Consider the following 26,700-nt stretch of genomic DNA (forward strand, 5'->3'; position numbering starts at 1 on the left):
AGATCAGGTTACGTGCCGCCAGGCCCGCAACGCCTCATCGACGGCACCCTCGGCGGTCCCGTCGATCCACTGCACCCGGTGGTCGCGACGGAACCAGGACCGCTGTCGTCGTACATAGCGGCGGGTACCGACGAATGTCTGCTCGCGGGCGTCGTCGAGCAACGCGGGCGTCCCGCCGGCATCCAGCGCCGCAAGCACTTGGGCATACCCCAGCGCACGGGACGCGGTGACACCGTCGCGCAGGCCGCGATCCAGCAGCCCGCGCACTTCTTCGACCAGCCCGTCGGTAAACATCGCCTCGGTGCGCTTCGCCAGGCGCTGATCGAGAATCGTTGTCTCACAATCTAATCCGATGATCACCGTGTCCCAGCGGGGGGCACCGATGCGCGGCGCGGACGCGGCGAACGGCTGGCCGGTGAGCTCGACGACTTCCAACGCACGCACGATGCGCCGGCCGTCGGTGGGCAGAATTGTCGCGGCAGCGGCCGGATCACGCTGCGCCAGTTCGGCGTGCAAGCCGCCGACCCCGAGTTCGACGAGCCTTTGCTCCCATCGGGCGCGCACCACGGGATCGGTTGCGGGAAAAGACCAGTCGTCGAGCAACGACTGGAGATAGAGCATCGACCCGCCGACCACCACCGGCACCGCTGACCGGCGCCGGATCGCCTCGACGTCGATGGCCGCGGCCTGCTGATAGTTCGCCACAGTCGCTGTCTCGGTGACGTCGAGGACGTCGAGCTGGTGGTGCGGGATACCGCGGCGCTGCGCGACGGGCAGCTTGGCGGTCCCGATATCCATGCCGCGGTAAAGCTGCATCGCGTCGGCGTTGACGATCTCGGCCGGACCGCCGAGCCGTTCGACGACGTCGAGTGCCAGTTGCGATTTGCCGGTGCCGGTCGGTCCGATGATGGCCAGCGGTCTCACGGCTGCCAGACACCGGCGAAATAGCCCACCCCGTAGGGTGCCCCCCGGTAGAGCTCCTTGACCGTCCGCGGTGCGGTGAGCATCAGGCCGGCCAATGTCGCGAACGCCGCCCGGCCCAGGACCTGATCCGGCAGCCGGGTCAGGGCGCCGACGTCGCCGCCGGCCAGTGCGTCGTCGAGGGCCAGCTGTATGTCGGTGCTGGCGGGGTCGTACCCGCCGGGCGCGCGCGGCGTCAGGGTGTTGACGCCGTCGGCGACCAGCAGCACGCCGGTCGGTTCGGTCGCGCGGTCGATCTCAGCACGCAGCCGGCGGCCGCGGGCCACCGCGGCGCCGGAGTCCTGGCCCGCCGCGCACACCCAGACCGAGGCGCTGCCGTCGGGCCGGATTTGGCCGCGAAGCCAGGCCGCGATCAGCCCGCACAGCGGCATCGTCACCGGCATCGTGCCGTCCGGCCCCAACTGAGCCCGCACGTCGACCCCGAATCCTGCGAAGCTGCCGGTGCATTCCGGACCCAGCACCGCGTCGGCGCTGCCGATGCCCAGGGCGACCCAGCTGTCGGGCAGGACTGCCGCGGCCGCGCTCACCGCAGCGCTCAGGTCGGCAATTTCTACGGCGGCCGCGCCGGCCAGTTCGGGGACCAGCACCGGCGCGGACGGAACAATCGCGATTGCGCTCAGCACGCCCTAAAACTAACTTCTCCAGGCGGCCCCGACCGGTCTACCCGGAGGTCGACCCCAGCGCCGAGCCGTCGGCCGCGCTGACGGTGCCCGTCGGAGGCGGGGCTGATTCGTCGACGTGCGGGGCGTCGCCGCCGGCGTCGGCGACGATCTGCGCAGCTTCGCCGCGGGCCAGCGCCACGGTCGCGACGATCACCATCGCGACCGCCGCGATCAGCACGAATGCCTCCGGGCCGTTGGCCGAGATCGTCTCGCCGAGCACCAGGGTGCCCAGTGTCGCAGCCACCACGGGTTTAGCGACTGTCATCGTCGGCAAAGAGGCGGTCAACGCACCGGCCCGGAACGCGGACTGCTGGAAGATCATCCCGCACAACATCGTGACCAACCAGGGAATGAACTCCGGCGAGGTGACCGCGCCGCCGAGTCCGTCTTTGTGCACGACTTCCACCACGCCCTTGGTCAGCACCGCGAACAACGCCAGCGACGAGCCTGCCACGACCGCCAGCAACACCGCAGCCTGCGGACGTCCGTGCCAGATCCTGGCCGCCACCAGACACGACACCAGCAGGGGGCCCATTACCGCGGCGACGATGATCCAGGTCAGCAGGGGCGCGCGGTCGTGGCCGGCCAACGGGTCGCCGACCTTGATCACCACGGCGAGGGCCGCGGCGAGGGTGACGGCCCACATCCATTCCGATCGGGTGATCTTGTGATGGGTGAGGCGCGAATAGATGGGCAACGCGAACAGCAGAGCCGTCACCTGAAGCGTGGTCACCAGCATGACCGATGCCCAGATCAACGCCACAGCCTGCAGGCTGTAGTTCAGGATCGCGCACAGACCGCCCGTCCACCACCGGGCGTCGCGCAAGGACATGCCGAACAGCTGGAGGTGGCCGACCTCCTTGTCGGTGATCTCGTGAGCCGAGCGCTGCCGGATCACATCACCGGTTGCCGATGCCAGCGCCGCGAACAAAGCGATGATCCCGGCGATCCCAACCATTGACATGGGCGACCCTCAATTCCCGAACTCCGCCGCCAGTTTCCCCCCGTCAGGTGCACGTACACCTGATTGTCGCTGGCAGTTAACCGAACACTCTATGGCTCTGCAAGGCGCTGTGAACAGTGATCCAGCACGTTCGCGACGCCTTCGATACCCGCTGGTGCGACCCCAAAGCCTCGCTCATCAAGCTGAGCGCCACCCAGGGCCGGCTATGCAGAAGCTGTGAAAAACACCTGCCCTGCGTGTTGTCGCAATGCCCAAAGTCACGGTACCCGCCTGCGGATAGGGCCTATCCGGCGCAATCGAACGGGAACCGATTCGTTACCCGGGCGGCGGCGCTGAAAAGCAGCGATAGCCGAAGGTGGCGGCACACCGCTCGCCGAACTGCTTCAATACTTGTGGGAAACCGGTCGGCACCGCACCAGAACTGCCGACCGTCGAGGTGCCGCTGCGCGCGGCCGCTGCGCGGGAAGTCGACCGCGCGATCGGAGAAGGACAGGTGACGAGCACAATGACGGGTGACCAGCCCGGTAGCAATGACTCCGCGGAGTCGATCAATCCGACCGCGAAGCCGGTGCCCGCACCTCGTCCGGGGCCTCGCCCCGGACCGGGCCCCCGTCCCGGCGTACCCGGCCCCGGGCCCCGCCCGTCGGCGGCTCACCTGGTCAAGGCCCCGCACAGTGACCCGCACAAATTCGGCCGCGTCGACGACGACGGCACCGTGTGGCTGGTCACCGGCTCCGGTGAGCGCGTCGTGGGATCCTGGCAGGCCGGCGACCGCGAGGCGGCGTTTGCCCACTTCGGCCGGCGGTTCGACGACCTCAGCACCGAAGTCACCCTGATGGAAGAGCGGTTGGTGTCGGGCACGGGAGATCCGCGCAAGATCAACGCCAACGCCGCGGCGCTGGCCGCGACCTTGCCGACCGCGGCGGTGCTGGGCGACATCGACGCGCTGGAACGCCGGTTGTCCGACATCCAGGCCCGTATCGACGTCTATGTCACCGCGCACCGTTCCCGACGCGAGGAGCACCGGGCCGCGCAGACCGCCCGCAAGGAGGCGCTGGCCGCCGAGGCCGAGGATCTGGCTGCGAACTCCACGCATTGGAAGGTGGCCGGCGACCGGCTGCGGGCCATCCTCGACGAGTGGAAGACCATCAGCGGACTCGACCGCAAGGTCGACGACGCGCTGTGGAAGCGCTACTCCGCGGCCCGCGAGACGTTCAACCGGCGGCGCGGGTCCCATTTCGCCGAACTGGACCGGGAGCGTTCGGGGGTGCGCCAGGCCAAGGAGCGGCTGTGCGAACGCGCCGAGGCGTTGTCGGATTCGACGGACTGGGGCACCACCAGCGCGGAGTTCCGCAAGCTGCTGACCGAATGGAAGACGGCCGGCCGGGCCAGCAAAGACGTCGACGACGCCCTGTGGCGCCGCTTCAAGGCCGCGCAGGACTCGTTCTTCACAGCGCGCAATGCCGCCACCGCGGAAAAGGACGCGGAGTTCCGCGCCAACGCCGCGGCCAAAGAGGCGCTGCTGGCTGAAGCCGAGAAGATCGACCCGAGCAACCAGGACGCCGCCCGGGCCGCGCTGCGCACGATCGGAGACAAGTGGGACGCGATCGGCAAGGTGCCCCGGGAGCGGTCCGCCGATTTGGAGCGACGGCTGCGCGCGGTGGAGAAGAAGGTTCGCGACGCCGGTGAGTCCAATCGCGCCGATCCGCAGGCTCAGGCGCGCGCCGAGCAGTTCCGGTCGCGCGCCGAGCAGTACGAACAGCAGGTCGCCAAGGCTGCGGCGGCCGGAAAGACCAAGGAAGCCGAGGAAGCCAAAGCGAACGCCGAACAATGGCGGCAGTGGGCGGACGCGGCTGCGAAGGCGCTGACCCGGCGGTCCTAGCGGTCGCCGGGGTCGGCCGGTGGCTCGTCGGGCTGCAGGCCGTCCAGCAGGGTCTTGGATTGATGTTGGGCCACAACGCGGCGACGTTCTTCCTCGGCGGCCAACTGCACCACGGTGCGCTGCCACACCACCCGGGCCCAGTGGAACGTCAGCACGATCACCGTCAGCCACGAGACGAACAACCCGACGCCCGGACCGGGGTGGCCGGCCGGCACGGTCTGCCGCGACCAGACGGCCAGCAATCCGGTGCCGCTGGCCAGTGCAGATCCGGCCAGCGCCACCCACGCCACCGCCCAGCGCCGGGTCAGCAACGCCAGCATGGAAAACCCGACGCCGAACACCAGCGTCAACCAGACGAAAACCCGCAATGGCAGCGCCACGGCGGCCCCCGGTGCGTCGTGGGTGTTGAACAGCATGTCCCAGCCGCGCACGCTGCCGGTGTGCGGCAGCACGAACGACCCCAACAGCACGAAAACCAGGATCGCCACGGCCAAAGCTCGCGCGCCGGGGTCGATTTCACGGGCGACGCGCCGTTCAGCCGCCTCGATCTCGGACCGGTAGGCGTCGAAATCCGCGCCGTCCGCTTTTCTGCTCATGCCTTCCGAGCCTATCCGCCGCACCCGATTGGCTGGGTTGCGGCGGCGGGCTGCCCGACGGCGGGCATCCCCAGACCGACGCCGCGACGGCCCTGGCCGGCGGCGTGCGCGTCGCCGGCCCGGGTACGGCGGTGGGTCAAGATGCCGGCGTCGGCGATGAGGTGATGCGGTGCGGCGTCGGTGACTTGCACGATGATGATGTCGCCGGGACGGATCCGCGCGTCACCGGCGGCGAAATGCACCAGTCGCCCGTCGCGGGCGCGGCCACTCATGCGCGCAGTGCTGGCGTCCTTGCGCCCCTCACCGGTGGCGACCAGCAACTCGACCGGCTGGCCGACCAGCGCCCGGTTGTGCTCGAGAGAGATGCGTTCCTGCAGTTCGACGAGCCGCTCGTACCGCTCCTGCACCACGGCTTTGGGCAGCTGGTCGGCGAGCGCCGCGGCCGGCGTGCCGGGGCGCTGGGAGTACTGAAAAGTGAACGCGGCCGCAAAGCGCGCCTGCCGCACCACGTCGAGGGTGGCCGCGAAGTCCTCCTCGGTCTCACCGGGAAAACCCACGATCAGGTCGGTGGTGATGGCCGCGTGCGGCATGGCCGCTCGGACGCGTTCGATGATGCCCAGGTAGCGCTCGGCGCGGTAGGACCGACGCATCGCCCGCAGGACGCGGTCCGACCCGGACTGCAGCGGCATGTGCAGCGCCGGGCAGACGTTCGGCGTCTGCGCCATCGCCTCGATCACGTCGTCGGTGAACTCGGCCGGGTGCGGCGAGGTGAACCGGACGCGTTCCAGACCGTCGATGTGGCCGCAGGCCCGCAACAGGTCGGCGAAAGCGCCGCGGTTGCGGGGTAGTGCGGGATCGGCGAACGAAACGCCGTAGGCATTCACGTTCTGGCCCAGCAGCGTGATTTCGAGCACGCCGGTGTCCACCAGCGACCGCACCTCGGCCAGGATGTCGGCCGGGCTGCGGTCGACTTCCTTGCCCCGCAACGACGGGACGATGCAGAACGTGCAACTGTTGTTGCACCCGACGGAGATGGAAACCCAAGCGGCATAAGCGGATTCGCGGGCGCTGGGCAGCGACGACGGAAACTCCTGCAGGGCCTCGGCGATCTCCACCTGGGCGGCGTTGTTGTGCCGGGCCCGTTCCAGCAACGTGGGCAGCGAGCCGATGTTGTGGGTGCCGAAGACGACATCGACCCACGGTGCCCGGCGAAGCACCAGGTCGCGGTCCTTCTGGGCCAGACAGCCGCCGACCGCGATCTGCATGTCGGGGTTGCTGCGCTTGCGCGGGGCGAGGTGGCTGAGGTTGCCGTAGAGCTTGTTGTCGGCGTTCTCCCGGACGGCGCAGGTGTTGAACACGACGATGTCGGCATCGGTCCCGTCTGCTGCGCGCCGGTAGCCGGCCGCCTCCAGCAGGCCCGCCAGGCGTTCGGAGTCGTGGACGTTCATCTGGCAGCCGTAGGTGCGGACCTGGTAAGTGCGCGCCGACAGCGGCGCAGCGTCGCCCGCCACGTCCGGAGCCACCGTCGAAGTCACTGGGCCATGGTACTGGCGGTCGGCACGCCGGTGCCGTGTCGGCCGTCTTCACCCCTACACCTGGCGCCGCTCCCGTTCCGCAGCCATCTCGCCCAACACCACCTCGCACGCCACCGCCTGGCTGTACCCGCGCCGGGCCAGGATCGCGATCAACCTGCGCGTCACCTTGGTGTCGTCTTCGCCCAGCTCCTCCCGGCGCAGGCGAGTGCGCACCAGTTGCTCGGCTCGGGCCCGCTCAGAGCTGGCATCGATCCCGGCCAGCACGGTGCTGATCACCTCGTTGTCCACCCCTCGGGTGTGCAACTCGGCAGCCAGCGCGCGCTTGCTCTTGCCCGCGTTCGCCCGCCGCGACCGCACCCACTGCTCGGCGAAATCCTCGTCGTCCACTAGCCCGACGGCAGCCAACCGATCCAGAACCCGTTTGCTGACATCGTCGGGATAGCCCTTTTGGGCCAGCTTCCCGGCCAATTCGGCCCGGGTGCGCGCCCGTGCGGTGAGCAGGCGCAGGCACAGCGCCCGCGCCTGCTCATCGCGACGCTCAGAAGTCGACGGGGGCGGGCAGGACGCCGTCATCAGTCACCACTGCGCCAATGCCGAGTTTTTCCTTGATCTTCTTCTCGATCTCGTTGGCCACTTCGGCGTTCTCCAACAAGAAGGTGCGGGCGTTTTCCTTGCCCTGGCCAAGCTGTTCGCCCTCGTAGGTGAACCAGGAGCCGGACTTGCGGATGAAGCCCTGATCAACACCCATGTCGATCAGCGAGCCTTCCCGGCTGATTCCCCGGCCGTAGAGAATGTCGAACTCGGCCTGCTTGAACGGCGGCGACACCTTGTTCTTGACGACCTTGACCCGGGTGCGGTTGCCGACCGCGTTGGTCCCGTCCTTGAGCGTCTCGATCCGACGCACGTCCATCCGCACCGACGCGTAGAACTTCAGCGCCTTACCGCCGGTGGTGGTCTCTGGACTGCCGAACATCACTCCGATCTTTTCCCGCAACTGGTTGATGAAGATCGCGGTAGTGCCCGAATTATTCAGTGCGCCAGTCATTTTCCGCAGCGCTTGGCTCATCAGCCGGGCCTGCAGTCCGACGTGACTGTCGCCCATCTCGCCCTCGAGCTCGGCGCGTGGAACCAGGGCCGCCACCGAGTCGATGACCACGATGTCCAGCGCGCCCGAACGGATCAGCATGTCGGCGATCTCGAGGGCCTGCTCACCGGTGTCCGGCTGGCTGACCAGCAGGGAATCGGTGTCGACGCCGAGTTTCTTGGCGTAATCCGGATCCAGCGCGTGTTCGGCGTCGATGAACGCCGCGACACCCCCGGCGGCCTGGGCGTTGGCCACCGCGTGCAGCGCCACAGTGGTCTTACCCGAGGATTCCGGGCCATAGATCTCGATGACCCGGCCACGCGGCAACCCGCCGATGCCCAGTGCGACGTCCAGCGCGATGGATCCGGTGGGAATCACCGATATCGGCTGGCGCACCTCGTCACCGAGGCGCATCACCGAGCCTTTGCCGTAACTCTTCTCGATCTGGGCCATCGCCAGTTCGAGAGCCTTCTCGCGGTCAGGGGCTTGTGCCATGGTGCCTCTCCTGTAGTCGGTGTTCGGTGACCGGGATCGGTCGGTTGGCTGTGACACTAGAGAAGGCCACCGACAAGTCGAGATCACCGAATGTCACCCACAGTAGCCGAACACCTGTTCGACTCAAGTTCGACACGCGGTGTATGGCAATATCGCCGGAAAGACACCCGCAAAGACACATGGACATCTCCGCACCGCTCGTCGAAATCTCCGCGTATGGCGGTTTTTTCGCAGTCACAGTGGGCGGCGACCCGGCGGGATGGCATCCGGTGACCGCGTCCTATGCCGACGGCTTCGCCGACCTGATCGACGCCACCAACGCCCGCCTGGCCAGCTCCGAGCCGCGCATCGGTGCTTCCCTGGTGCAGCTCGGCCACGCCGCCCGGCTGTGGTCCCCGGTGCTGGCCTGCGTACTCGCCCACGGCGTCCTGCCCGACCTGAGCGACCTGCAGCGAGCCGACGACGGCGCACAGTTACGGCTGCCCGCCCCCGCCGGCGAACCCGTCGCGCCGTCCCCGGAACTCCTGTATCGCGTCGTCGTGCAGGACCACATGGAGCGGTTCGCGGCCGGACTGGACATCAACCTGGCGCCCGGCCTGCTCTACGGCAACATCGCATCCGCGCTCACCGGCACCGCCCGCATGCTGCTCGCGGCGCGGCCAGACCTGCGCGACACGATCGCGCGTACCACTGGTGAGCTGTTGGACACTGGCGCACTGGTCGGAGCAGGCCAGATCAGCGACAACCTGGGCTTCCGGCGCAACAGCTGTTGCCTCTACTACCGCCTGCCCGGCGGCGGGAAGTGCGGCGACTGCGGCATCTAGTCCATCGGGACTGCGGTGCGCAGCGCAACGAGCCTGTACTGGCGGCGGGATTTTCGGCCAACCGGCGTCCTCAGTACAGGCTCGACGCCACCAGTACAGGCTCGGCGCCACCACAGCCTCGACGCCAAGGGCGAGACGATCACCACTGGTCGCGGGGCACGTCGAAGTCGGCGCACAACGCCCGCCACACGTCGCGCGGCTCGACGCCGTCCTCGATCGCCTGCCCGGCGGTCCGGCCACCGAAACCACTCAGCACGTGATCAGCCAGCACCGACGACCCATAAGCCGCACCGAAGCGCAGCACCACCCGCTCGTTGAACTCCGTCAGCCGCACGCAGCCAAAATACCCAGCCAGTCACCCGGCCAAAGCTTCCCGGCACACCCGCACCGGATCGGCCACCCCGGCAACGCTGCCGGCGGCCCGCTGGGCTGCCGCGCGATACCCGGGCGAGGACAGCACCTTGCCCACCGCGGCCACCAGCGATTCGGCGGTCAGGGGACGAATCAGTTCACCACTGCCCTGGCGCACCACCCGATTGGCCATCTCCCACTGATCGCCACCGCCCGGCACCACCACCAGCGGCACCCCGGCCAACAGCGTCTTGGCCACCAATCCGTGACCACCGCCGCCGATCACCACATCGGCATGCGTCAGCAGTTCGTCCTGGCGCCCCAACCCCACCACCGCCCACGGTGGCACCGTCAGCTCGTCGCCGCCGAGCCGCGACACCGCCAGCCGGGCACCGGACGGCAGCGTCTCCCCCGGTTTCAGGCATTCCAGCGCCAGCTCCGCCAGCCCGACGGTGCCGGTGGCCGCGGTCGACGGCGCGATCATCACCACCGGTCCCGGCCCCGGCGGGACGTCTAGCACCTGGTCGGTCGGCTCGAAGTGCAACGGCCCCACCACGACGGCCTCGGCCGGCCAGTCCGGGCGCGGTACTTCCAGGGCGGGCAGCGTGGCGATGAGCCGCCGCACCGGGCCGGGATCGCGCGCCGGCAACCCGATGTCGACCCGAACCGCGGCGCGTTGACGCAGACCCGCCCGCACGGAACGGGCCGTCAGCTGCCGCATCACGGTGTCGCGCAGGCGGCCGCGCAGCCCCACCCCAGGCGCCAGTCCGCTGCCGATCGGCGGCAGTCCTCTGGACGGCAGGTACAGCGGATGCGGACACAGCTCGACCCAGGGAATCCCGAGCAGTTCGGCGGCCAGCCCGCCTCCGGAGGTGATGACGTCGGAAACCACTAGATCCGGCCCCAGCTGACGCAACGTCGGCGCGATCAGCACCGCCATCCGCGCAGCTCGGCGATGAATTCTGGCTCCGGCGTCGACATCCTCGTCGGTGGCCGTCAACCCGTCCAACTCGACAGCGTCGACGCCGACGTTGCGGGCCGCTTCCAGCCATTCCACCCCGGTGAACAACGTGGGTGTGTCACCGGCGGCCAGGAAGCGTTGGCACAGCGCGATCGCGGGAAACGAGTGTCCGGGGTCCGGCCCGGCGACCACGGCGACGCGCATCGGCCCTACCCTGCCACAGCGGCACTCGCCTAGGCTGGCAACCATGACTGAGCTGACTCAGACGGACGACAAGACCCGGACAGACGACAACATCCGCACAGTGGAGGGATTTCTGTACGCCCTGCAGGATGAGGATTTCGACACTGCGGAGGCCGCCCTGGCCGACGACCTGCTCTACGAGAACGTCGGCTACTCAAAGATCCGCGGCGGACGCACAGTGGGCAAGATGTTCCGCAAGATGCAAGGCCGGATCGGCTTCGAGGTGAAGTTCCACCGGGTGGCGGCAGACGGAAACGCGGTACTCACCGAGCGCACCGACGCGCTGATCTTCGGTCCGCTGCGGCTGCAATTCTGGGTGTGCGGGATCTTCGAGGTGCACGACGGCCGGATCACGCTGTGGCGGGACTATTTCGACAGCTTCGACTTCCTCAAGGCGATCGTGCGCGGGCTGGTCGGAGTCGTCATCCCGTCCCTGCGCAAAACGCTGTAAGAGGTCCCTACTGGGCCTTTCTGAGACCGCCGAGTTCGTCGAAAGCCTGCGCCCACCCGAGTAACCGGTCGGTGGCGCCGACGAGCTCGTCGCGGTATCGCTGCTGGGTGAGCATCACCACGCCGCCGCCGTTGTCGCCGTTGGCCGACGAGACCAGATGCGCCGCCGCGGTCACCATCTCGTTGTATTGGCGGACACCGGCGCCCAGCTGTGCGGTATAGGCGTTGATGGTCGGCACCAGGTATGAGCGCGAGGACGCCGACGAATGCGCGGCGCGTTCCATCGACACCACCTCGGCCGCGGTGGCCGCCATTGCCGCCGAGCTACGTTTCGCCGCGTCGGTCAGGTCCCCGATTTCCTCGGCCGGCAGCATTGCGCCGCGCTCGATCACCCCGAGCAGCGAGAAGAATCCCCGTTCGGAGGCACCCAGCGCATACATCGCCGGGCGCGCCGCCGAACCGGACGGCGGCAGTCGTCGCACGCCGGCCGGTCGCTGCGCGGGAAGGGGCTCGGCTTTCAACCATCGGTAGCGGAAGAACAGCAGCGTCGCCGGAATCACCATCAGCACCGCCACGGCGCCGGTGATCTGCAGCAGCAGCGCAAACCAGCCCCACGCCGCCAGCACCGCGGTCACCAGCCCCCAGAACGCCACTCCGGCGGTGAAGATCCAGGCCCAGCGCAGCGCGCGTCGACGCCGCCGCAGCTGGCGCGCGCGGGGGTCGGAGATGGCGGTGACCTTTCTGGCCAGCAGGTCGGTCGCGTCGGCGAGGGTGTCGAATCCACGCTGCAGCAATCCCCGCCACAACCCGCGCTGATTCGACCTCGCCACCATCAGTCCACTCTCCTACTGGCCGAAGGGTTTCTCGGGAACCGCGCCGCCGGTCTCGGTCACCGGCTTGGTGGTGTTGATCCCCGGCGCGGCCGCGCCGCCGGCCGGCAGCGCATCGCCGCGCATCGAGGCGCGGATCTGCTCCAGCCGGGAATGCCCGGCCATCTGGACGCCCGCCTGCTCGACCTCGAGCATCCGGCCCTGCACCGAGCTCTGCGCCAGTTCGGCCGAACCGACCGCGTTGGCGTAGCGCCGCTCGATCTTGTCGCGGACCTCGTCGAGGCTCGGGGTGTTGCCCGGCGCGGCGAGATCGCTCATCGAGCGCAGCGACGCGCTCACCTGCTCCTGCATCTTGGCCTGCTCGAGCTGGCTGAGCAGCTTGGTGCGTTCGGCGATCTTCTGCTGCAGCACCATCGCGTTGCGTTCGACGGCCTTCTTGGCCTGTCCGGCCGCCTGCAGGGCTTGGTCGTGCAGGGTCTTGAGGTCCTCGACGCTCTGCTCGGCGGTGACCAGCTGGGCAGCGAACGCCTCTGCCGCGTTGTTGTACTCGGTCGCCTTGGCGGCATCTCCGCTGGCGACGGCCTGGTCCGCCAGGGTCAGCGCCTGACGCACGTTGACCTGCAGCTTCTCGATGTCCGCCAGCTGCCGGTTCAACCGCATCTCCAGCTGGCGCTGATTGCCGATCACCTGCGCGGCCTGCTGGGTCAGCGCCTGGTGGGTGCGCTGGGCCTCCTCGATGGCCTGCTGAATCTGCACCTTGGGGTCGGCGTGCTCGTCGATCTTGGAGTTGAACAACGCCATGACGTATTTCCACGCTTTGACGAACGGATTGGCCATCGGTGAGCTCCGCCTTCGCTTCTTGTGTGCCGGTTGGGCCGCAACGCTACCCTTGCCGCTCAACTTAGTAGGTGAGCGCGCTCAGCCCCACCCTCAGTGCCGCTGCAGCACTCAGGCCACGGCCAGCCGGGCAACCGGCGGAATGACCACCTTGGTGCCGGCGTCGATGCCCGGAATCGCGCTGCGGGCGGCACGGTCCTCACCAGCCAGCCGCTCGCCGGCGTCGATGAGGACTTGCGACAGCGGGACCTGCAGCGCTTCACAGATCGCGGTCAGCAGTTCGCTGGACGGCTCTTTGCGGCCGCGTTCGACTTCGGAGAGATACCCGAGGCTGACCCGCGCCGAATCGGACACCTCGCGCAGCGTGCGGCCCTGTGCCGTCCGGGCTCCCCGCAGCACGTCGCCAATGACCTCGCGCACCAGTGCCGCCATTGCGCTCTCCTTCATCCGCCGGATCCCCCAAAAAACATGGGACTTCAGGTCAACGCAGCTGCGGGCGGCGATGGTTCCCGGCGACGCGCTGAAATCTAGGCTGCGGGTTTGGTGTGCCGGATTTCGCGGACCGTCGAAGCCACGTAGTCGATGCCGGTCACCACCGTCAACAGGATCGCCAGTCCCATCACCACCTGCGCCGCCGTGTGCAGGAAACCTGACAACGGCAGGACGAACAATCCGATCGCCACCGCTTGGACCAGTGTTTTCACCTTGCCGCCCCAGCTGGCGGGAATGACCCCACGCCGGATGACGGCCAGCCGCAACACGGTGATCGCGATTTCACGGCTCATGATCAGCACGGTGATCCACCATGGCAGCTCGCCCAGCATCGACAGACCGATCAGCGCCGCGCCGATCAGGGTCTTGTCCGCGATCGGATCGATGAAGGCGCCGAATTCCGTCGCCATCCCGTAATTGCGGGCCAGCTGGCCGTCAAACCGATCGGTGATGCAGGCGACGGCGAAAATCGCCCACGCGACGATCCGCGCGTAGGTGTGGTGACCGTCGCCGTAGAACAAGGCGTACAAGAAGATCGGGACCAATACCAGGCGGAGCAGCGTGAGCACATTGGCCAGGTTGGCAATGCTGGCAGGACCAGCTATCTCACCGGTTTCCGGCTGCCCCGACACGGCAACAGAATAGCTGTTGACCAGCTCAAGCGAACCTCGACGTCGATACTGTGGCGGCGTGAACGAAAGTCGACCGGATTCTGGGCCGGTGGTGCGGCGCGCGCGCACGTCCGATGTGCCCGCGATCAAACAACTCGTCGACACTTATTCCGGACGCATCCTGCTGGAAAAGAATCTCGTCACGCTCTATGAGGCCGTCCAGGAATTCTGGGTCGCCGAACACCCTGACGGTTCCGGCAAGGTCGTGGGCTGCGGAGCATTGCATGTGCTGTGGTCCGACCTCGGCGAAATCCGGACCGTGGCGGTCGATCCCGCGCTGACCGGCCACGGCATCGGGCACGCGATCGTCGCGCAGCTTCTGGAAGTCGCGCGCGAGCTGGAGTTGCGGCGACTCTTCGTGCTGACCTTCGAGACCGAATTCTTCAGCCGGCACGGATTTACCGAGATCGAGGGCACTCCGGTCACCGCCGAGGTATTCGAGGAGATGTGCCGCTCTTATGACATCGGTGTCGCCGAGTTCCTCGACCTGAGCTACGTCAAACCCAACACGCTGGGGAACTCCCGCATGCTGCTGGTCTTGTAGGCGCGCGAGCGGCCTATTCGGATCCGTCGGCGTTGCTGCCGCCCCGGATCAAGGCCAGCGTGCCGGCCAGCTCGTCGGGCTTGACCAGCACCTCGCGCGCCTTGGACCCCTCGGACGGCCCGACGATGCCGCGGGTCTCCATCAGGTCCATCAGCCGGCCGGCCTTGGCGAAGCCGACCCGCAGCTTGCGCTGCAGCATGGACGTCGAGCCGAACTGGCTGGATACCACCAGCTCCACGGCCTGCAGGAACACGTCCATGTCGTCGCCGATGTCGGGGTCCACGTCGGTGCGTTCGCCGGTGGACTTGGCGGCGGTAACGCCCTCGGTGTATTCGGGTTCGGCCTGGTCCTTGCAGGCTGCGACGACGGCTTGGATCTCTTCGTCGCTGATGTAGGCGCCCTGCAGGCGCACCGGTTTGCTCGCACCCATGGGCAGGAACAACCCGTCGCCCATGCCGATGAGTTTCTCGGCGCCGGCCTGGTCCAGGATCACCCGGCTGTCGGTCAGTGAGGAGGTGGCGAACGCCAGCCGCGACGGCACGTTGGTCTTGATCAGCCCCGTGACGACGTCGACGGACGGGCGCTGGGTGGCCAGCACCAGGTGGATGCCGGCCGCGCGCGCCTTCTGGGTGATCCGCACGATCGCGTCCTCCACGTCGCGTGGTGCGGTCATCATCAGGTCGGCCAGCTCGTCGACGATCGCCAGCACGTAGGGGTAGGGCCGGTACTCCCGCTGGCTGCCCAGTGGGGTGGTGATCGCACCGGAACGCACCTTGGCGTTGAAGTCGTCGATGTGGCGCACCCGGGACGCCTGCATGTCCTGGTAGCGCTGCTCCATCTCCTCGACCAGCCACGCCAACGCCGCCGCCGCCTTCTTCGGCTGGGTGATGATCGGGGTGATCAGGTGCGGAATGCCTTCGTAGGGCGTCAGCTCCACCATCTTCGGGTCGATCAGGATCATCCTGACTTCTTCCGGGGTGGCCCGGGTCAGCAGCGAGACCAACATCGAGTTGACGAAGCTGGACTTGCCCGATCCGGTGGACCCGGCGACCAGCAGGTGCGGCATCTTGGCCAGGTTGGCCGAGATGAAGTCACCTTCGATGTCCTTGCCCAGCCCGATCACCAGCGGGTGGTGGTCACGCCGGGTCGACGGTGCGGTCAGGACGTCGGACAGGCGCACCATTTCGCGGTCGGTGTTGGGCACCTCGATGCCGACCGCGGACTTGCCGGGGATCGGGGCCAGCATGCGGACGCTTTCGGTGGCCACCGCGTAGGCGATGTTCTTCTGCAGTGCGGTGATCTTCTCCACCTTGACCCCGGGGCCCAGTTCGACCTCGTAGCGGGTGACGGTGGGACCGCGGGTGCAGCCGGTGACGGCTGCGTCGACCTTGAACTGGGTCAGCACGTCCCCGATGGCGTCGGACATGTGCGTGTTGGCGGCACTGCGTTTTTTCGGCGGGTCGCCGGCCACGAGCAGCTCGAGCGACGGCAGGGTGTAGGGGCCCTCGACAACCCGGTCCAGTACCTCGGTGTCGCGTTTCGCGGCCTTGGCACTTTTCCGGCGGGGTTCCGGAACGGTCGGCGTGTCGTCGGCGACCGGCTCGGCCGGTACCGGTTCCTTGGCTGACGGCCACGCCCTCGGCACGTCATCGATCGACTGGTCGTAATAGCCGTCGGAGAAGTCCTCGGCCGGTGTGACTTCCTCGGTGTCGGCGTCGTCCCCGGCGAAGTCCTGGTCGTCCTCGTCGTCGTACTCGTCGTAGTCGCGGTGAAACAGCCGGGTACCGAACATGTTTCGGAGCGCATCGGGTACTTCACGCATGGTGATGCCGGTCAGCAGCAACAGTCCGAACAGGGCACCGATGAACAGCAGCGGCGCCGCGATCCACGGCGTCAGGCCATCGGAGAGCGGGCCACCGATGGCGAACCCGACGAATCCCGCTGCCCGCCTGCGCATCTCGGGAAGCTCGGGCGATCCTGACCACAGGTGTCGCAATCCCAGGAACGACAGGGTGATCATGCTCGAGCCGAGAATGAGGCGGGGCCGCGCATCGGGGTCGGGCGCCGTGCGCATCAGCACGATCGCCACGGCGGCGGCGACCAGCGGCAGGAGCAGCACCGCCGAACCGATGAACATCCGCAGCCCCGCGTCCACCCACGCGCCAACCGGCCGGGCGGCGCCGAACCACGAACTGGCGGCGACGATTACGGCGACCGCGAACAGCGCGAGCGCGATGCCGTCGCGACGATGTCCGGGCTCGATATGGCGCGCTTGGCCGATCGAACGCGCCGCGCTCCCGGTGCCCCTGGCGGCCATCATCCAGGACGCGCGTGCCGCCCGGCCGCAAGTGAGCCCCGCCGAGACCAGCAGCGGCCGGTTACGGCGCCGCGCCGGCCTGGTCGCCCGCTTGACCGGCTTGTTCGGACGCTTCCTGGGCGCTTGGGACGGTGCGCCCGACCGGGCGTTTCGCGCACCAGCCCCGGAAGCCGCCTTTGACCTGGTCGTTCGGGCTCCGGAGCGGGCCGCGGTCTTACTAGCCATGCCCGCAAGCCTAGTCGCAAAAGTCTCATCTGCACCAACCGCCACACTAGTAACAAAAGCATCTCTGGCTGCCCTGCAGCTGTGCCCCGTTTCGTGACCAGGCGGGCTGAGTAGGGTGACAATCGGTCGCCGAGTTGCACCCGTCACATCCCGCCAGAGTCGTCAGGAGTCCCCAAGCATGCCCGTCGTCGTCGTCGCCACCCTCACCGTCAAGCCCGAATCGGTCGACACCGTCCGCGAGATCCTCACCACCGCGGTCGGCGAGGTGCACGACGAACCCGGCTGCCAGTTGTACTCGCTGCACCAGACTGGCGAGACCTTCGTGTTCGTGGAGCAGTGGGCCGATGAGGAAGCCCTCAAGACGCACAGCACGTCACCCGCCATCGGCAAGATGTTCAGCGCCGCGGGCGAGCACCTGGCCGGAGCGCCCGACATCAAGATGTTGCAGCCCGTTCCGGCCGGCGACCCCGATAAAGGGCAAATCCGCGCCTGATGCCCCGCCCGCTGGAGGGCCGAGTTGCCTTCATCACCGGCGCCGCACGTGGCCAGGGCCGCGCCCATGCGGTGCGACTGGCCGCTGACGGCGCAGACATCATCGCTGTCGACCTGTGCGATCAGATCGACAGCGTCCGCTATCCGCTGGGTTCCGCCGAAGAATTGGCGACCACTGCCCAGTTGGTCGAAGACACCGGCGCCGGAATCGTGGCACAGCAGGCCGATGTCCGGGACCGAGCCGCGCTGCAGGCCGCATTGCAGGCCGGCATCGACCGCTTCGGCCGGCTCGACATCGTCGTCGCCAACGCCGGTATCGCCCCGATGCAGTCCGGCGACGACGGGTGGCGCGACGTCATCGACGTCAACCTGACCGGCGTGTACTACACGATCGAGGTCGCGATACCGGCGCTGAAAATGCGGGAAGACGGCGGGTCGATCGTGTTGATCAGTTCGTCGGCGGGTCTGATCGGCGTGGCCAGCGCCGACGCCGGCGCGATCGGCTACGCGGCCGCCAAACACGGGCTGGTCGGTTTGATGCGGGTGTATGCCAATCTGCTTGCCCCGCACAATATTCGAGTGAATTCGATCCATCCGAGCGGGGTAGAAACGCCGATGATCAACAACGAGTTCACCCTGAAGTGGCTGGCGGATATGGCTTCGTCCGGATTTGCTGCGGGCGCCGGCAATGCGCTTCCCGTGCAGATCATGCAGCCCGAAGACATCGCCAACGCCGTGGCGTGGCTGGTATCTGACCAGGCTCGCTACATCACCGGCATTGCCATGCCGGTGGATGCGGGCTGCGTCAATAAGAGGTAGGCACATGTCCCGAAACTCCGCTGCACGCACTGCCTTTGGCCCCATGGTGCTGACGGCTGTCGAGCAGAACGAGCCTGCCGACCGCAGGTTGGTGGACGACGACCTCGCCGAACTCTTCTTACCGATACCGATGCGATTGCTCGTCGCCACCACCCGGTGGCCTGCCGTCCGTCGCGCGCTGATCCGCACGTCAGAACGGACCGGTCGCGGCCTGTGGGCCAATCTGGCCTGCCGCAAACGATTCATCGACGAGAAGCTGGACGAGGTGCGCGACCAGATCGACGCCGTGGTGGTGCTCGGCGCGGGCTTGGACACTCGTGCCTACCGACTGAACCGGCAGACTCGCAAACTCTTCTTCGAGGTGGACCTGCCGGTCAACATCGCCCGCAAAGCCAAGACGGTACGACGGGTGCTGGGCGAGCTGCCGCTCTCAGTTCGGTTGGTGGCGTTGAACTTCGAACGCGACGATCTGCTGACCGCGCTGGCCGAGCACGGCTACCTGCCCGACTACCGGGTGTTCTTCGTTTGGGAAGGCGTCACCCAGTACCTCACCGAGGACGCGGTGCGCACCACACTGAAGGGCCTGCGGCCGACGGCGCCGGGCAGTCGCCTGGTGTTCACCTATGTCCGTCGCGACTTCATCGACGGCACCGACCGATACGGCACCCGGACCTTGTACCGCTCGGTCCGCGGGCGAAAGCCATTGTGGCACTTCGGTCTTGAACCAGAGGAAGTGGCGCCGTTCCTGGCCGAGTACGGCTGGCGACTCAGGGAGCAACTCGGACCCGACGAACTCATGCAGCGCTATGTCGCGCCCACCGGGCGCAAGCTGAACACCTCGCAGGTCGAATGGTCGGCATACGCCGAGAAAATGTAGCGGACAGACCTCCGCCCCTGCTCGCCGAGCGTGGGCCCGAGCGTCAGACTTCGATGACCGTCGGCACGATCATCGGTTGGCGGCGGTAGGTCTCGCCCACCCATTTGCCGACGGTGCGGCGCACCCCCTGGGCGATCCGGATCGGGTCGACGACGTTGTTGGCGGCCAACGCTTCCAGTTCAGCTTCGACCTTGCGCACCACGGGTTCCAGCGCCTTCGGATCTTCGGAGAAACCGCGCGATTGCAGGTGCGGCGGCAACACCGGTACCGCGGTGCCGCGCTTGACGACGACGGTCACCGCGACGAAACCCTGGGCCAAGATCAGCCGCTCGCCCAGCGTGATGTCACCGACGTCGCCGGTGATCAAGCCGTCGACGAACATCTTCCCGACCGGCACCGCGCCCGCGATCCTGGCCTTGCCGGCCACCAGGTCGACACTGACGCCGTTCTCGGCCACCAGAATCGACTCCTCGGGCACCCCGGTGCTGGCGGCCAGCTTGGCGTTGGCCCGCAGGTGCCGCCAGGTTCCGTGCACCGGCATGACGTGGCGCGGACGTACCCCGTTGTAGAGGAACAGCAACTCCCCGGCGTAGGCGTGACCCGAAACATGCACGCGCGCTTGAGCATTGGTGACAACCCGGGCGCCGATCTTGGCCAGCGCGTCGATGACGCCGAACACCGCCTCCTCGTTGCCCGGGATCAGTGAGGACGACAGCACGATGAGGTCGCCCGCCGTCAGCGTGATGCTCCGGTGCTCGCCGCGCGACATCCGCGACAGCGCCGCCATCGGCTCGCCCTGGGTGCCGGTGGTGACCAACACCACCTGGTCGGGCGGCAGCATCTCGGCTGCCGCGATGTCGACCAGGTCGGAATCCGCGACGTTCAAGAACCCGAGATCGCGCGCGATCGCCATGTTACGCACCATGGACCGGCCGACGAACGACACCCGGCGGCCCAATGCCACTGCGGCATCGATGATCTGCTGCACCCGGTCAACGTTGGAGGCGAAACACGCCACGATGACCCGGCCGTCTGCACCGCGGATCAACCGGTGCAGGGTGGGGCCGATTTCGCTTTCCGACGGCCCGACCCCGGGGTGCTCGGCGTTGGTGGAATCGCACAGGAACAGATCCACACCGGCGTCGCCCAGTCGCGACATACCGGGCAGGTCGGTCGGGCGGCCGTCGAGCGGCAACTGGTCGAGCTTGATGTCACCGGTGTGCAGCACGGCGCCCGCACCGGTGTACACGGCGATGGCCAGCGCGTCGGGAATGGAGTGGTTGACGGCGAAGTATTCGCACTCGAACACGCCGTGCCGGCTGCTCTGGCCCTCTTTGACCTCGACGAACACCGGTTTGATGCGGTGCTCGCGGCACTTGGCAGACACCAGCGCCAGGGTGAACCTGGAGCCGACGACCGGGATGTCCGGGCGCAGCTTGAGTAGGAACGGAATCGCCCCGATGTGGTCCTCGTGGGCGTGGGTGAGCACCAACGCCTCGATGTCGTCCAGGCGGTCTTCGATGTGACGCAGATCGGGCAGGATCAGGTCGACACCCGGCTCATCATGGGTGGGGAACATGACCCCGCAGTCGATGATCAGCAGTCGACCCAAATGCTCGAAAACCGTCATGTTGCGGCCGATTTCGCTGATCCCGCCGAGCGCGGTGACCCGCAGTCCGCCCGCGGTCAGCGGACCGGGTGGAGCGAGTTCGGAGTTCACGCGCGGCTCACCGGAGCACGGATGCCGCACGCATATCGGCGGCGAGTGCGTCGAGTTGTTCCGGGGTGGCGGCGACCTGCGGCAACCGGGGGTCACCGGCGTCGATGCCCTGCAGACGCAGACCCGCTTTGGACAACGTCACCCCACCCAGCCGGGCCATCGCGTTGCACAGGGGTGCGACCGAGACGTTGATTTTGCGGGCGGTGGCGAGATCTCCAGAGTTAAACGCGGACAACAACTCTCGGAGTTGACCAGCGGCCAGATGCGAGATCACGCTGATGAAACCCGTCGCGCCCACGGCCAGCCAGGGCAGATTGAGGGCGTCGTCCCCGGAGTAGTAAGCCAACCCGGTCTCGGCGATGACCTGTCCCCCGCTGTGCAGGTCGGCCTTGGCGTCCTTGACCCCGACGATGTTCGGGTGCGACGCCAGCGCCCGCAATGTATCGGGGTCGATCGGCACGATTGAGCGCGGCGGAATGTCGTAGAGCACGATCGGCAGGTCGGTCGCGTCCGCGACGGCGGTGAAATGCGCCTTGAGCCCGCTCTGCGGCGGCCTGGAGTAATACGGGGTGACCACCAGCAGTCCGTGCGCACCTTCGGCCGCCGCGGCTTTGGCCAGCTTGATGCTGTGCGCGGTGTCATAGGTGCCCGCGCCGGCCACGATCCGTGCCCGGTCGCCCACCGCGTCCAGAACCACTCGCAGCAGCTCACGCTTCTCGTCGTCAGTGGTGGTCGGCGACTCGCCGGTGGTGCCTGAGACCACCAGACCGTCACAGCCCTGATCAACCAGGTGGGTTGCCACCCGGGCCGCAGCCTTGGTGTCCAGCGCGCCCTCGGCGTCAAACGGTGTCACCATCGCGGTCAGCAGGGTCCCCAGACGTGCCGGGGCGTCAAATCCGACGGTGCTCACGGTTCCCCAGATTACCTGGCTACGGCAAGCCGTTTGGCATTGCCGCGGACTCGGGCTTCGGTCACCCGGTCCGATGGCGACCTGCGCCTTCCCCCGCTGCGCGGACTCAGGCTTCAGTCACCCGGTCCGATGGCGACCTGCGCCTTCCCCCGCTGCGCGGACTCAGGCTTCGGTCGCCCAGTCCGATGGCGACCTGCGCCTTCCCCCGCTGCGCGGACTCAGGCTTCGGTCACCCGGTCCGATGGCGACCTGCGCCTTCCCCCGCTGCGCGGGCTCAGGCTTCGGTCGCGAAAGGACTGGTCGCAACTTCGGAGCCGTCCGCCAGGCTGGTCACCTCGAAGTCGGCGAACACCGCGGGCGCGACGTCGGCGAGTTGACGCAGGCACGCGATGGCCAGTCGGCGGATCTCCACGTCGGCGTGTTCGCTGGCCCGCATGGCGATGAAGTGCCGCCAGGCCCGATAGTTACCAGTCACCACGATGCGCGTCTCGGTGGCGTTCGGCAGTACCGCACGGGCAGCCTGGCGGGCCTGCTTGCGCCGCAGCACGGCGTTGGGTTGATCGGCGAACTTGGCTTCCAGCTTGGCCAGCAGCTCGGTGTAGGTGGCGCGGCTGGCGTCGGCTGCCGCGAGCAGGATCTCCCGCAGTTCGGGGTCGTCCTCCATCCCGGGCGGGACCACGATCTGCGACTCGGTTTCGGGCACGTAGCGCTGGGACAGCTGGGAGTAGGAGAAATGCCGGTGCCGGATCAGCTCATGGGTGCAGGACCGCGAGATCCCGGTGATGTAGAACGACACACTGGCGTGTTCGAGCACCGAGAAATGTCCGACGTCGATGATGTGCTTGATGTAGCCGGAGTTGGTCGCCGTCCGCGGATTGGGTTTGGACCAGCTCTGATAGCAAGCCCGGCCGGCGAACTCGACCAGCGCCGAGCCGCCTGGGCCGTCGGTCGTCCAGGGCACGTCCGGGGGCGCCAGGAAGTCGGTCTTGGCGATCAGTTGCACGCGGAGCGGTGCGGTCTGGGCCACGGCGCTCACCTTAACCCGCGGTACCGGTACCGGCGTCGGCCGGTTTGGGCAGGTTTTGCTCCACCGCGGGGATGAGTTGCTCGACCTGGTCGGCAGCGTGGTCAGCTCAACGCCGATTCGCCGAACGCCTCAAGCAACTCCCTCGTCAATCGCGCGACCTTCTCGTCGACGGCTTCTACAGCCTGTTCGACGACCGGCGTACCGCCGTACGGCCGGCCGTCTCGATCTCCGCCAACGGCTCCGACTGAAGAAACAACGGCATGTGTTGATAGACACATACCGTTGGCGAGAGCTGGGGCAGTCCCGCGCCACCAGCGATAGGCCACCCCAGGTGGCTGATCTCATCGTCGGTCGACGCGATGTGGGTAGCCGTCGCTTCGGCTTGCGAAAGTTCCAGCTGACCGCTCAGTTTCACCGTGTCGGTCCTGTTCATCAGCCCGACTGCCCGCAGGCCGTTTCCAGTTCAGCCGCCAGATCACCCCGATCGGCCACCGAGACCCCGCTCAAGCCCAACCACCTCGCCATCGACGCCAGCTCCCCGGCCAGCGCCCCCGCTACCCGCCGGCGATCGATCCCGGGCTCCCCAAACGCACCCAGCACCCGCAGCGCATCGGCGCCGCGGTCAGCCTTGAGGTCCACCCGCGCCACCAATTGACCGTCCAACAGCAAGGGCCACACGTAGTAGCCGTACTGCCGTTTGGCCGCCGGCGTGTAGATCTCGATGCGGTAGTGAAAGCCGAACAGCCGCTCCACCCGCGGCCGGAAGAAGATCAGCGGGTCGAACGGGCACAGCAACGCGGTGCCGCGGTCGTAGCGAGGCACCGAACGCGCCCGTAGGTATGCCGGTGCCGTCCAGCCGTCAACCTCCACCGGCTCGATCTCACCGTGGGCGACCAACTCGGCTACCGCCGGTTTGACCTGCTGCGCGGACAGCCGGAAGTAGTCGCGGATGTCGGCTTCGGTACCCACCCCCAGCGCGGTGGCCGCCCGCAGCACGAGTTCGCGGATGGCCTCGTCGTCGTCGACGTTGCGGGCCAGCACGTCGGCCGGCAACACGCGTTCCACCAGGTCGTAGTGCCGTGCGAATCCGACCCGGGTGGCCGTCGTCAACACCCCGGCGGCGAACAGCGCCTCGGCAACCCACTTGGTGTCGCTACGCCCCCACCAGGGTCCCCGCGCGCCGCGGGGTTCCGCTTCGAGATGCGTTTCGATCTCACCGGCGGTGCTGGGCCCGAGTTCGGCAACAGCGGCCAGGACGTCGTCGGCGAGTTGTGGGTTGGCTTTGACGATATGGACCCCCCACCGGCCGTGCCGGTATTGCCGCATCCGCCAGCGCATCAACGGCCAATCGTCCACCGCCATCAGCGCAGCTTCGTGCGCCCAGTATTCGGCGAACAGCCGTGCGCTTCGTGGCCCCCACGCGGCGCGATCCAGCACATCGCGGTCATAAGGTCCGAGCCGGCTGAACACCGGGGCGTAATGCGCGCGCACCGCCACCGACACGGAATCCAGCTGTAGCACCTGGATCCGCGAAATCAGCCGCCGCAGCTGCGCACGGGTGATGGGAGCCTGGGGCCGCGGTGTGCCGAATCCCTGCGCCGCCACGGCTATCCGCCTGGCCTGCGCGGTGGTCAGCCTGGGAATGCGGACCGACACCGCGCCGAGACTACCGGTTCGTTGCAGTCAACGGCCGTATTGCCGCCGGCTATCCCGCGGCGACTTTCCGGCCTGCTGCGCCGTTGGTGTCGGCCGAGTTGCCCTGTTCCCCGAATGCCACCTCGGCGTCGTGTGCCGCCTGCAGAGCAGCCGGAATCGATTCCAGGTCGCGGTAGACGCCCATCAGCTGCTCCAGCACCTTGATCCGCTGCCGGGCCGCCTCGACCACAGCGCGCCGGGCCTGCTCACGGTAATGATCGGCTTCCTGTTTGGTGTCGGCCAGGAGTTGGTCGCGCTCGCGTTGACTTTCCTGCCAGGCGTCGTCGATGGCCGATCGCGTCTCGGCGCGCATGGCGGCCAGTTCGGCCTCGAGGCGCTGCTTGGTCTCGGCGTACTCGGCTTCCATTTCCTGCTGCCGCGCGACCAGGCCCGCCACCAGCTCTTCGTGCTTGCGCCGCTCCGCTTCAGCCTCGGCCCGAGCCTCGGCAAGGAGCGCGTCGGCTTCGGCTTGCGCCTCGGCCTGCATCTGGGACACCTCGTCGACGGCACGGCGCAGCATCTTCGCCATCCGCTGCTGCACCGCGTGCGGCGAATCCGACGTTTCGATGAGCAGGTCGACCTCGTTGCGCAGCGCCGCCGCCTGCTCGCCGGATTCCGTCAACCGGGTCCGGAGACTCTCGACGTCGTCGCGCAACAGCTGCTGCCTGGTGGTCAGCGCCTCGATGTGCGCATCGACCGCGGCCGGGTCGTAGCCCCGGAACCTGCGGGCGAATGTCTTGACGGGTTCGGTCACCATTTGCATTCCCCCTTCTTCACTTCCCGGCCTACCGTGGCGACCACGTCAGACGCGGCGGGCCGGCAGTTACGGCCGTATATAGCTGTGGAACCGGTACCGCAGTCCTTCGCGGCTGACCAGCCATTCCCCCGTTGTACCCACCCACGCCTCGTCGAGCAGGGGGGCCAGCGCGTCTTCGTCGTCGCGCGGCAGTTCAATATCGACCTCGGTGACTTCACACCGGGTGGCCAGCGGCAACGCCAGCGCATAGATCTGCCCGCCGCCAATTATCCACGTGTCGTCTGCGGTCAACGCCTGGTCCAACGATCCCATCACTTGGGCACCGTCCGCGGTGAAGCCGGCCTGGCGGGACAGCACGATGTTGCGGCGCCCCGGCAACGGCCGCACCCGGGCGGGCAGCGAGTCCCAGGTATGCCGACCCATCACCACCGTGTGCCCCATCGTCAGCTGCTTGAACCGGGCCAGGTCCTCGGGCAGGCGCCACGGGATGTCGCCACCGCGGCCGATCACACCGGACGTGGATTGCGCCCAGACCAGGGCCGTCATACAGCTACAGGTGCTTTGATTGCGGGGTGCGGGTCGTAGTTCTCCACGACGACGTCGTCATAGGTGTAATCGAAGATCGAATTCCGTTGCTTCAGAACAAGTTTCGGATAGGGACGAGGTTCGCGACGCAGCTGCAGCGCCACCTGTTCGACGTGATTGTCGTAGATGTGGCAGTCTCCACCGGTCCAGACGAACTCACCGACCGCCAGTCCGGCCTGAGCGGCCATCATGTGGGTGAGCAGGGCGTAGCTGGCGATGTTGAACGGCACCCCGAGAAACAGGTCGGCGCTGCGCTGGTAGAGCTGGCAGCTCAGCCGGCCGTCGGCCACATAGAACTGGAAGAACGCGTGGCATGGCGGCAGCGCCATCTGCGGGATGTCGCCGACGTTCCAGGCCGAGACGATGATGCGCCGCGAGTCCGGATCGGTACGCAGCAACTCCAGCGCGGCACTGATCTGGTCGATGTACGCACCATCCGGCGTCGGCCAGGACCGCCACTGGACACCGTAGATCGGGCCGAGTTCTCCTGTGTCGCTTGCCCATTCGTCCCAAATGGTGACGCCGTGCTGGTGCAGCCAGCCGATGTTGGACTCACCGCGTAGGAACCACAGCAACTCATACACCACCGACTTGAAGTGCACCTTCTTGGTGGTGAGCAGCGGAAACCCGGCCGACAGGTCGTATCGCAGCTGCTGGCCGAACAGGCTGCGGGTCCCGGTACCGGTGCGGTCGGATTTGGCCGTCCCGGTCTCGAGGACTAGGCGCAACAGATCCTCGTAGGGCGTCGCAACAGGCACGCGGTCAGGATAGCGGCGATCGCAAGCGCGGCGAAGCCGGGCGCCGCGGGTCGACGCCATAGATGACGCGGCGATCGCAAGCGCGGCGAAGCCGGGCGCCGCGGGTCGACGCCATA

29 protein-coding genes are annotated in these 26,700 nt (G+C 67.7%); 8 read left to right on the top strand and 21 right to left on the bottom strand.

Annotation, left to right across the window (positions count from 1 at the left end):
• Positions 1 to 3 precede the first annotated feature (3 nt).
• From miaA to AC5Y6Y_RS15140, 3 genes are read right to left on the bottom strand one after another with little or no spacing between them, the layout of a single operon-like run.
• Positions 4 to 924 (bottom strand): tRNA (adenosine(37)-N6)-dimethylallyltransferase MiaA, encoded by a 921-nt coding sequence (miaA, locus tag AC5Y6Y_RS15130; RefSeq protein WP_473140066.1) that lies wholly within the window; start codon positions 922 to 924, stop codon positions 4 to 6.
• Entirely contained in the window at positions 921 to 1,604 is a 684-nt protein-coding gene (locus AC5Y6Y_RS15135) for a class III extradiol ring-cleavage dioxygenase family protein (protein WP_473140067.1), read from the bottom strand. Before AC5Y6Y_RS15135 ends, miaA begins: the two co-directional genes overlap by 4 nt.
• A 37-nt stretch (positions 1,605 to 1,641) precedes the next feature.
• The gene (locus AC5Y6Y_RS15140) at positions 1,642 to 2,607 is read right to left on the bottom strand and encodes a DMT family transporter (RefSeq protein WP_463826914.1); all 966 of its coding nucleotides are present in this window, start codon (positions 2,605 to 2,607) and stop codon (positions 1,642 to 1,644) included.
• Between the two features lie 505 nt (positions 2,608 to 3,112).
• Here AC5Y6Y_RS15140 and AC5Y6Y_RS15145 point away from each other — a divergent pair.
• Complete coding sequence (locus AC5Y6Y_RS15145) at positions 3,113 to 4,489, top strand: DUF349 domain-containing protein (RefSeq protein ID WP_473140087.1); 1,377 nt, start codon at positions 3,113 to 3,115, stop codon at positions 4,487 to 4,489.
• Here AC5Y6Y_RS15145 and AC5Y6Y_RS15150 read toward each other — a convergent pair.
• Genes AC5Y6Y_RS15150 through recA form a run of 4 tightly spaced genes read right to left on the bottom strand, consistent with a single transcriptional unit; the run spans position 4,486 to position 8,199 of the window.
• Positions 4,486 to 5,085 (bottom strand): Rv2732c family membrane protein, encoded by a 600-nt coding sequence (locus tag AC5Y6Y_RS15150; RefSeq protein ID WP_463826915.1) that lies wholly within the window; start codon positions 5,083 to 5,085, stop codon positions 4,486 to 4,488. The genes AC5Y6Y_RS15145 and AC5Y6Y_RS15150 overlap by 4 nt on opposite strands.
• A gap of 11 nt (positions 5,086 to 5,096) precedes the next feature.
• Positions 5,097 to 6,620, bottom strand: a complete 1,524-nt coding sequence (gene miaB, locus AC5Y6Y_RS15155; RefSeq protein ID WP_473140068.1) for a tRNA (N6-isopentenyl adenosine(37)-C2)-methylthiotransferase MiaB — start codon at positions 6,618 to 6,620, stop codon at positions 5,097 to 5,099.
• 54 nt (positions 6,621 to 6,674) lie between these two features.
• Positions 6,675 to 7,193, bottom strand: coding sequence for a recombination regulator RecX (gene recX / locus AC5Y6Y_RS15160; protein ID WP_473140069.1), 519 nt, complete (start codon positions 7,191 to 7,193; stop codon positions 6,675 to 6,677).
• Positions 7,159 to 8,199, bottom strand: a complete 1,041-nt coding sequence (recA, locus tag AC5Y6Y_RS15165) for a recombinase RecA (RefSeq protein ID WP_463826918.1) — start codon at positions 8,197 to 8,199, stop codon at positions 7,159 to 7,161. The genes recX and recA overlap by 35 nt, the downstream gene beginning before the upstream one ends.
• A gap of 179 nt (positions 8,200 to 8,378) precedes the next feature.
• Between recA and AC5Y6Y_RS15170 the strand changes: the two genes are divergently transcribed.
• Positions 8,379 to 9,023, top strand: a complete 645-nt coding sequence (locus tag AC5Y6Y_RS15170; protein WP_473140070.1) for a (2Fe-2S)-binding protein — start codon at positions 8,379 to 8,381, stop codon at positions 9,021 to 9,023.
• Positions 9,024 to 9,162: 139 nt separating this feature from the next.
• On the opposite strand, the gene AC5Y6Y_RS15175 is transcribed toward AC5Y6Y_RS15170, so the two are convergent.
• Together AC5Y6Y_RS15175 and AC5Y6Y_RS15180 are read right to left on the bottom strand one after the other, a co-directional pair.
• Positions 9,163 to 9,357 carry a DUF3046 domain-containing protein gene (locus AC5Y6Y_RS15175; protein WP_473140071.1) on the bottom strand — a complete coding sequence of 65 codons (195 nt, stop codon included), beginning with the start codon at positions 9,355 to 9,357 and terminating at the stop codon, positions 9,163 to 9,165.
• 21 nt (positions 9,358 to 9,378) lie between these two features.
• On the bottom strand, positions 9,379 to 10,539 hold the full coding sequence (locus tag AC5Y6Y_RS15180; RefSeq protein ID WP_463826921.1) for a glycosyltransferase: 1,161 nt from the start codon (positions 10,537 to 10,539) through the stop codon (positions 9,379 to 9,381).
• Between the two features lie 43 nt (positions 10,540 to 10,582).
• Here AC5Y6Y_RS15180 and AC5Y6Y_RS15185 point away from each other — a divergent pair, with 43 nt between their 5' ends.
• Positions 10,583 to 11,029: a limonene-1,2-epoxide hydrolase family protein gene (locus AC5Y6Y_RS15185; RefSeq protein ID WP_463826922.1), complete on the top strand. Its 447-nt coding sequence runs from the start codon at positions 10,583 to 10,585 to the stop codon at positions 11,027 to 11,029.
• 7 nt (positions 11,030 to 11,036) lie between these two features.
• Here the strand turns inward: AC5Y6Y_RS15185 and pspM are convergent, their stop codons facing one another.
• The 4 genes from pspM to pgsA form a co-directional block, all read right to left on the bottom strand.
• A complete protein-coding gene (gene pspM, locus AC5Y6Y_RS15190) occupies positions 11,037 to 11,861 on the bottom strand; it encodes a phage shock envelope stress response protein PspM (RefSeq protein WP_463826923.1) in 825 nt (274 codons plus the stop codon).
• Between the two features lie 12 nt (positions 11,862 to 11,873).
• Positions 11,874 to 12,695 (bottom strand): phage shock protein PspA, encoded by an 822-nt coding sequence (gene pspA / locus AC5Y6Y_RS15195; RefSeq protein ID WP_463826924.1) that lies wholly within the window; start codon positions 12,693 to 12,695, stop codon positions 11,874 to 11,876.
• A gap of 111 nt (positions 12,696 to 12,806) precedes the next feature.
• Positions 12,807 to 13,127, bottom strand: a complete 321-nt coding sequence (gene clgR / locus AC5Y6Y_RS15200) for a transcriptional regulator ClgR (protein ID WP_463827168.1) — start codon at positions 13,125 to 13,127, stop codon at positions 12,807 to 12,809.
• 95 nt (positions 13,128 to 13,222) lie between these two features.
• On the bottom strand, positions 13,223 to 13,819 hold the full coding sequence (gene pgsA / locus AC5Y6Y_RS15205) for a CDP-diacylglycerol--glycerol-3-phosphate 3-phosphatidyltransferase (protein WP_463826925.1): 597 nt from the start codon (positions 13,817 to 13,819) through the stop codon (positions 13,223 to 13,225).
• A 58-nt stretch (positions 13,820 to 13,877) separates the two neighbouring features.
• On the opposite strand from pgsA, the gene AC5Y6Y_RS15210 reads away from it, so the two are divergent.
• Positions 13,878 to 14,402, top strand: coding sequence for an amino-acid N-acetyltransferase (locus AC5Y6Y_RS15210; RefSeq protein ID WP_463826926.1), 525 nt, complete (start codon positions 13,878 to 13,880; stop codon positions 14,400 to 14,402).
• A 13-nt stretch (positions 14,403 to 14,415) separates the two neighbouring features.
• Here the strand turns inward: AC5Y6Y_RS15210 and AC5Y6Y_RS15215 are convergent, their stop codons facing one another.
• Positions 14,416 to 16,944 carry an FtsK/SpoIIIE family DNA translocase gene (locus AC5Y6Y_RS15215; RefSeq protein ID WP_473140072.1) on the bottom strand — a complete coding sequence of 843 codons (2,529 nt, stop codon included), beginning with the start codon at positions 16,942 to 16,944 and terminating at the stop codon, positions 14,416 to 14,418.
• A gap of 178 nt (positions 16,945 to 17,122) precedes the next feature.
• On the opposite strand from AC5Y6Y_RS15215, the gene AC5Y6Y_RS15220 reads away from it, so the two are divergent.
• Genes AC5Y6Y_RS15220 through AC5Y6Y_RS15230 form a run of 3 tightly spaced genes read left to right on the top strand, consistent with a single transcriptional unit; the run spans position 17,123 to position 19,132 of the window.
• Entirely contained in the window at positions 17,123 to 17,437 is a 315-nt protein-coding gene (locus tag AC5Y6Y_RS15220) for a putative quinol monooxygenase (RefSeq protein ID WP_463826928.1), read from the top strand.
• Positions 17,434 to 18,255, top strand: a complete 822-nt coding sequence (locus AC5Y6Y_RS15225) for a mycofactocin-coupled SDR family oxidoreductase (RefSeq protein ID WP_473140088.1) — start codon at positions 17,434 to 17,436, stop codon at positions 18,253 to 18,255. Before AC5Y6Y_RS15220 ends, AC5Y6Y_RS15225 begins: the two co-directional genes overlap by 4 nt.
• A gap of 4 nt (positions 18,256 to 18,259) precedes the next feature.
• Complete coding sequence (locus AC5Y6Y_RS15230) at positions 18,260 to 19,132, top strand: SAM-dependent methyltransferase (protein ID WP_473140073.1); 873 nt, start codon at positions 18,260 to 18,262, stop codon at positions 19,130 to 19,132.
• 43 nt (positions 19,133 to 19,175) lie between these two features.
• Here the strand turns inward: AC5Y6Y_RS15230 and AC5Y6Y_RS15235 are convergent, their stop codons facing one another.
• From AC5Y6Y_RS15235 to thyX, 3 genes are all read right to left on the bottom strand, one after another.
• Positions 19,176 to 20,852 (bottom strand): ribonuclease J, encoded by a 1,677-nt coding sequence (locus AC5Y6Y_RS15235; protein ID WP_473140074.1) that lies wholly within the window; start codon positions 20,850 to 20,852, stop codon positions 19,176 to 19,178.
• A 7-nt stretch (positions 20,853 to 20,859) separates the two neighbouring features.
• Entirely contained in the window at positions 20,860 to 21,762 is a 903-nt protein-coding gene (gene dapA / locus AC5Y6Y_RS15240) for a 4-hydroxy-tetrahydrodipicolinate synthase (RefSeq protein WP_473140075.1), read from the bottom strand.
• A 274-nt stretch (positions 21,763 to 22,036) separates the two neighbouring features.
• Positions 22,037 to 22,789: an FAD-dependent thymidylate synthase gene (gene thyX, locus AC5Y6Y_RS15245; RefSeq protein ID WP_473140076.1), complete on the bottom strand. Its 753-nt coding sequence runs from the start codon at positions 22,787 to 22,789 to the stop codon at positions 22,037 to 22,039.
• A gap of 71 nt (positions 22,790 to 22,860) precedes the next feature.
• Here thyX and AC5Y6Y_RS15250 point away from each other — a divergent pair, with 71 nt between their 5' ends.
• Positions 22,861 to 23,037 carry a hypothetical protein gene (locus AC5Y6Y_RS15250; RefSeq protein ID WP_473140077.1) on the top strand — a complete coding sequence of 59 codons (177 nt, stop codon included), beginning with the start codon at positions 22,861 to 22,863 and terminating at the stop codon, positions 23,035 to 23,037.
• Between the two features lie 184 nt (positions 23,038 to 23,221).
• On the opposite strand, the gene AC5Y6Y_RS15255 is transcribed toward AC5Y6Y_RS15250, so the two are convergent.
• The 4 genes from AC5Y6Y_RS15255 to AC5Y6Y_RS15270 form a co-directional block, all read right to left on the bottom strand.
• Positions 23,222 to 24,433, bottom strand: coding sequence for a winged helix-turn-helix domain-containing protein (locus AC5Y6Y_RS15255; protein WP_473140089.1), 1,212 nt, complete (start codon positions 24,431 to 24,433; stop codon positions 23,222 to 23,224).
• Between the two features lie 61 nt (positions 24,434 to 24,494).
• Positions 24,495 to 25,241, bottom strand: a complete 747-nt coding sequence (locus AC5Y6Y_RS15260) for an ATP synthase subunit B family protein (protein WP_473140078.1) — start codon at positions 25,239 to 25,241, stop codon at positions 24,495 to 24,497.
• A gap of 66 nt (positions 25,242 to 25,307) precedes the next feature.
• Positions 25,308 to 25,787, bottom strand: a complete 480-nt coding sequence (locus AC5Y6Y_RS15265) for a dihydrofolate reductase (protein WP_463826935.1) — start codon at positions 25,785 to 25,787, stop codon at positions 25,308 to 25,310.
• Entirely contained in the window at positions 25,784 to 26,584 is an 801-nt protein-coding gene (locus AC5Y6Y_RS15270) for a thymidylate synthase (protein ID WP_463826936.1), read from the bottom strand. The genes AC5Y6Y_RS15265 and AC5Y6Y_RS15270 overlap by 4 nt, the downstream gene beginning before the upstream one ends.
• Between the last annotated feature and the right edge of the window lie 116 nt (positions 26,585 to 26,700).

It is taken from the genome of Mycobacterium sp. NGS24 (genome assembly GCF_059813065.1).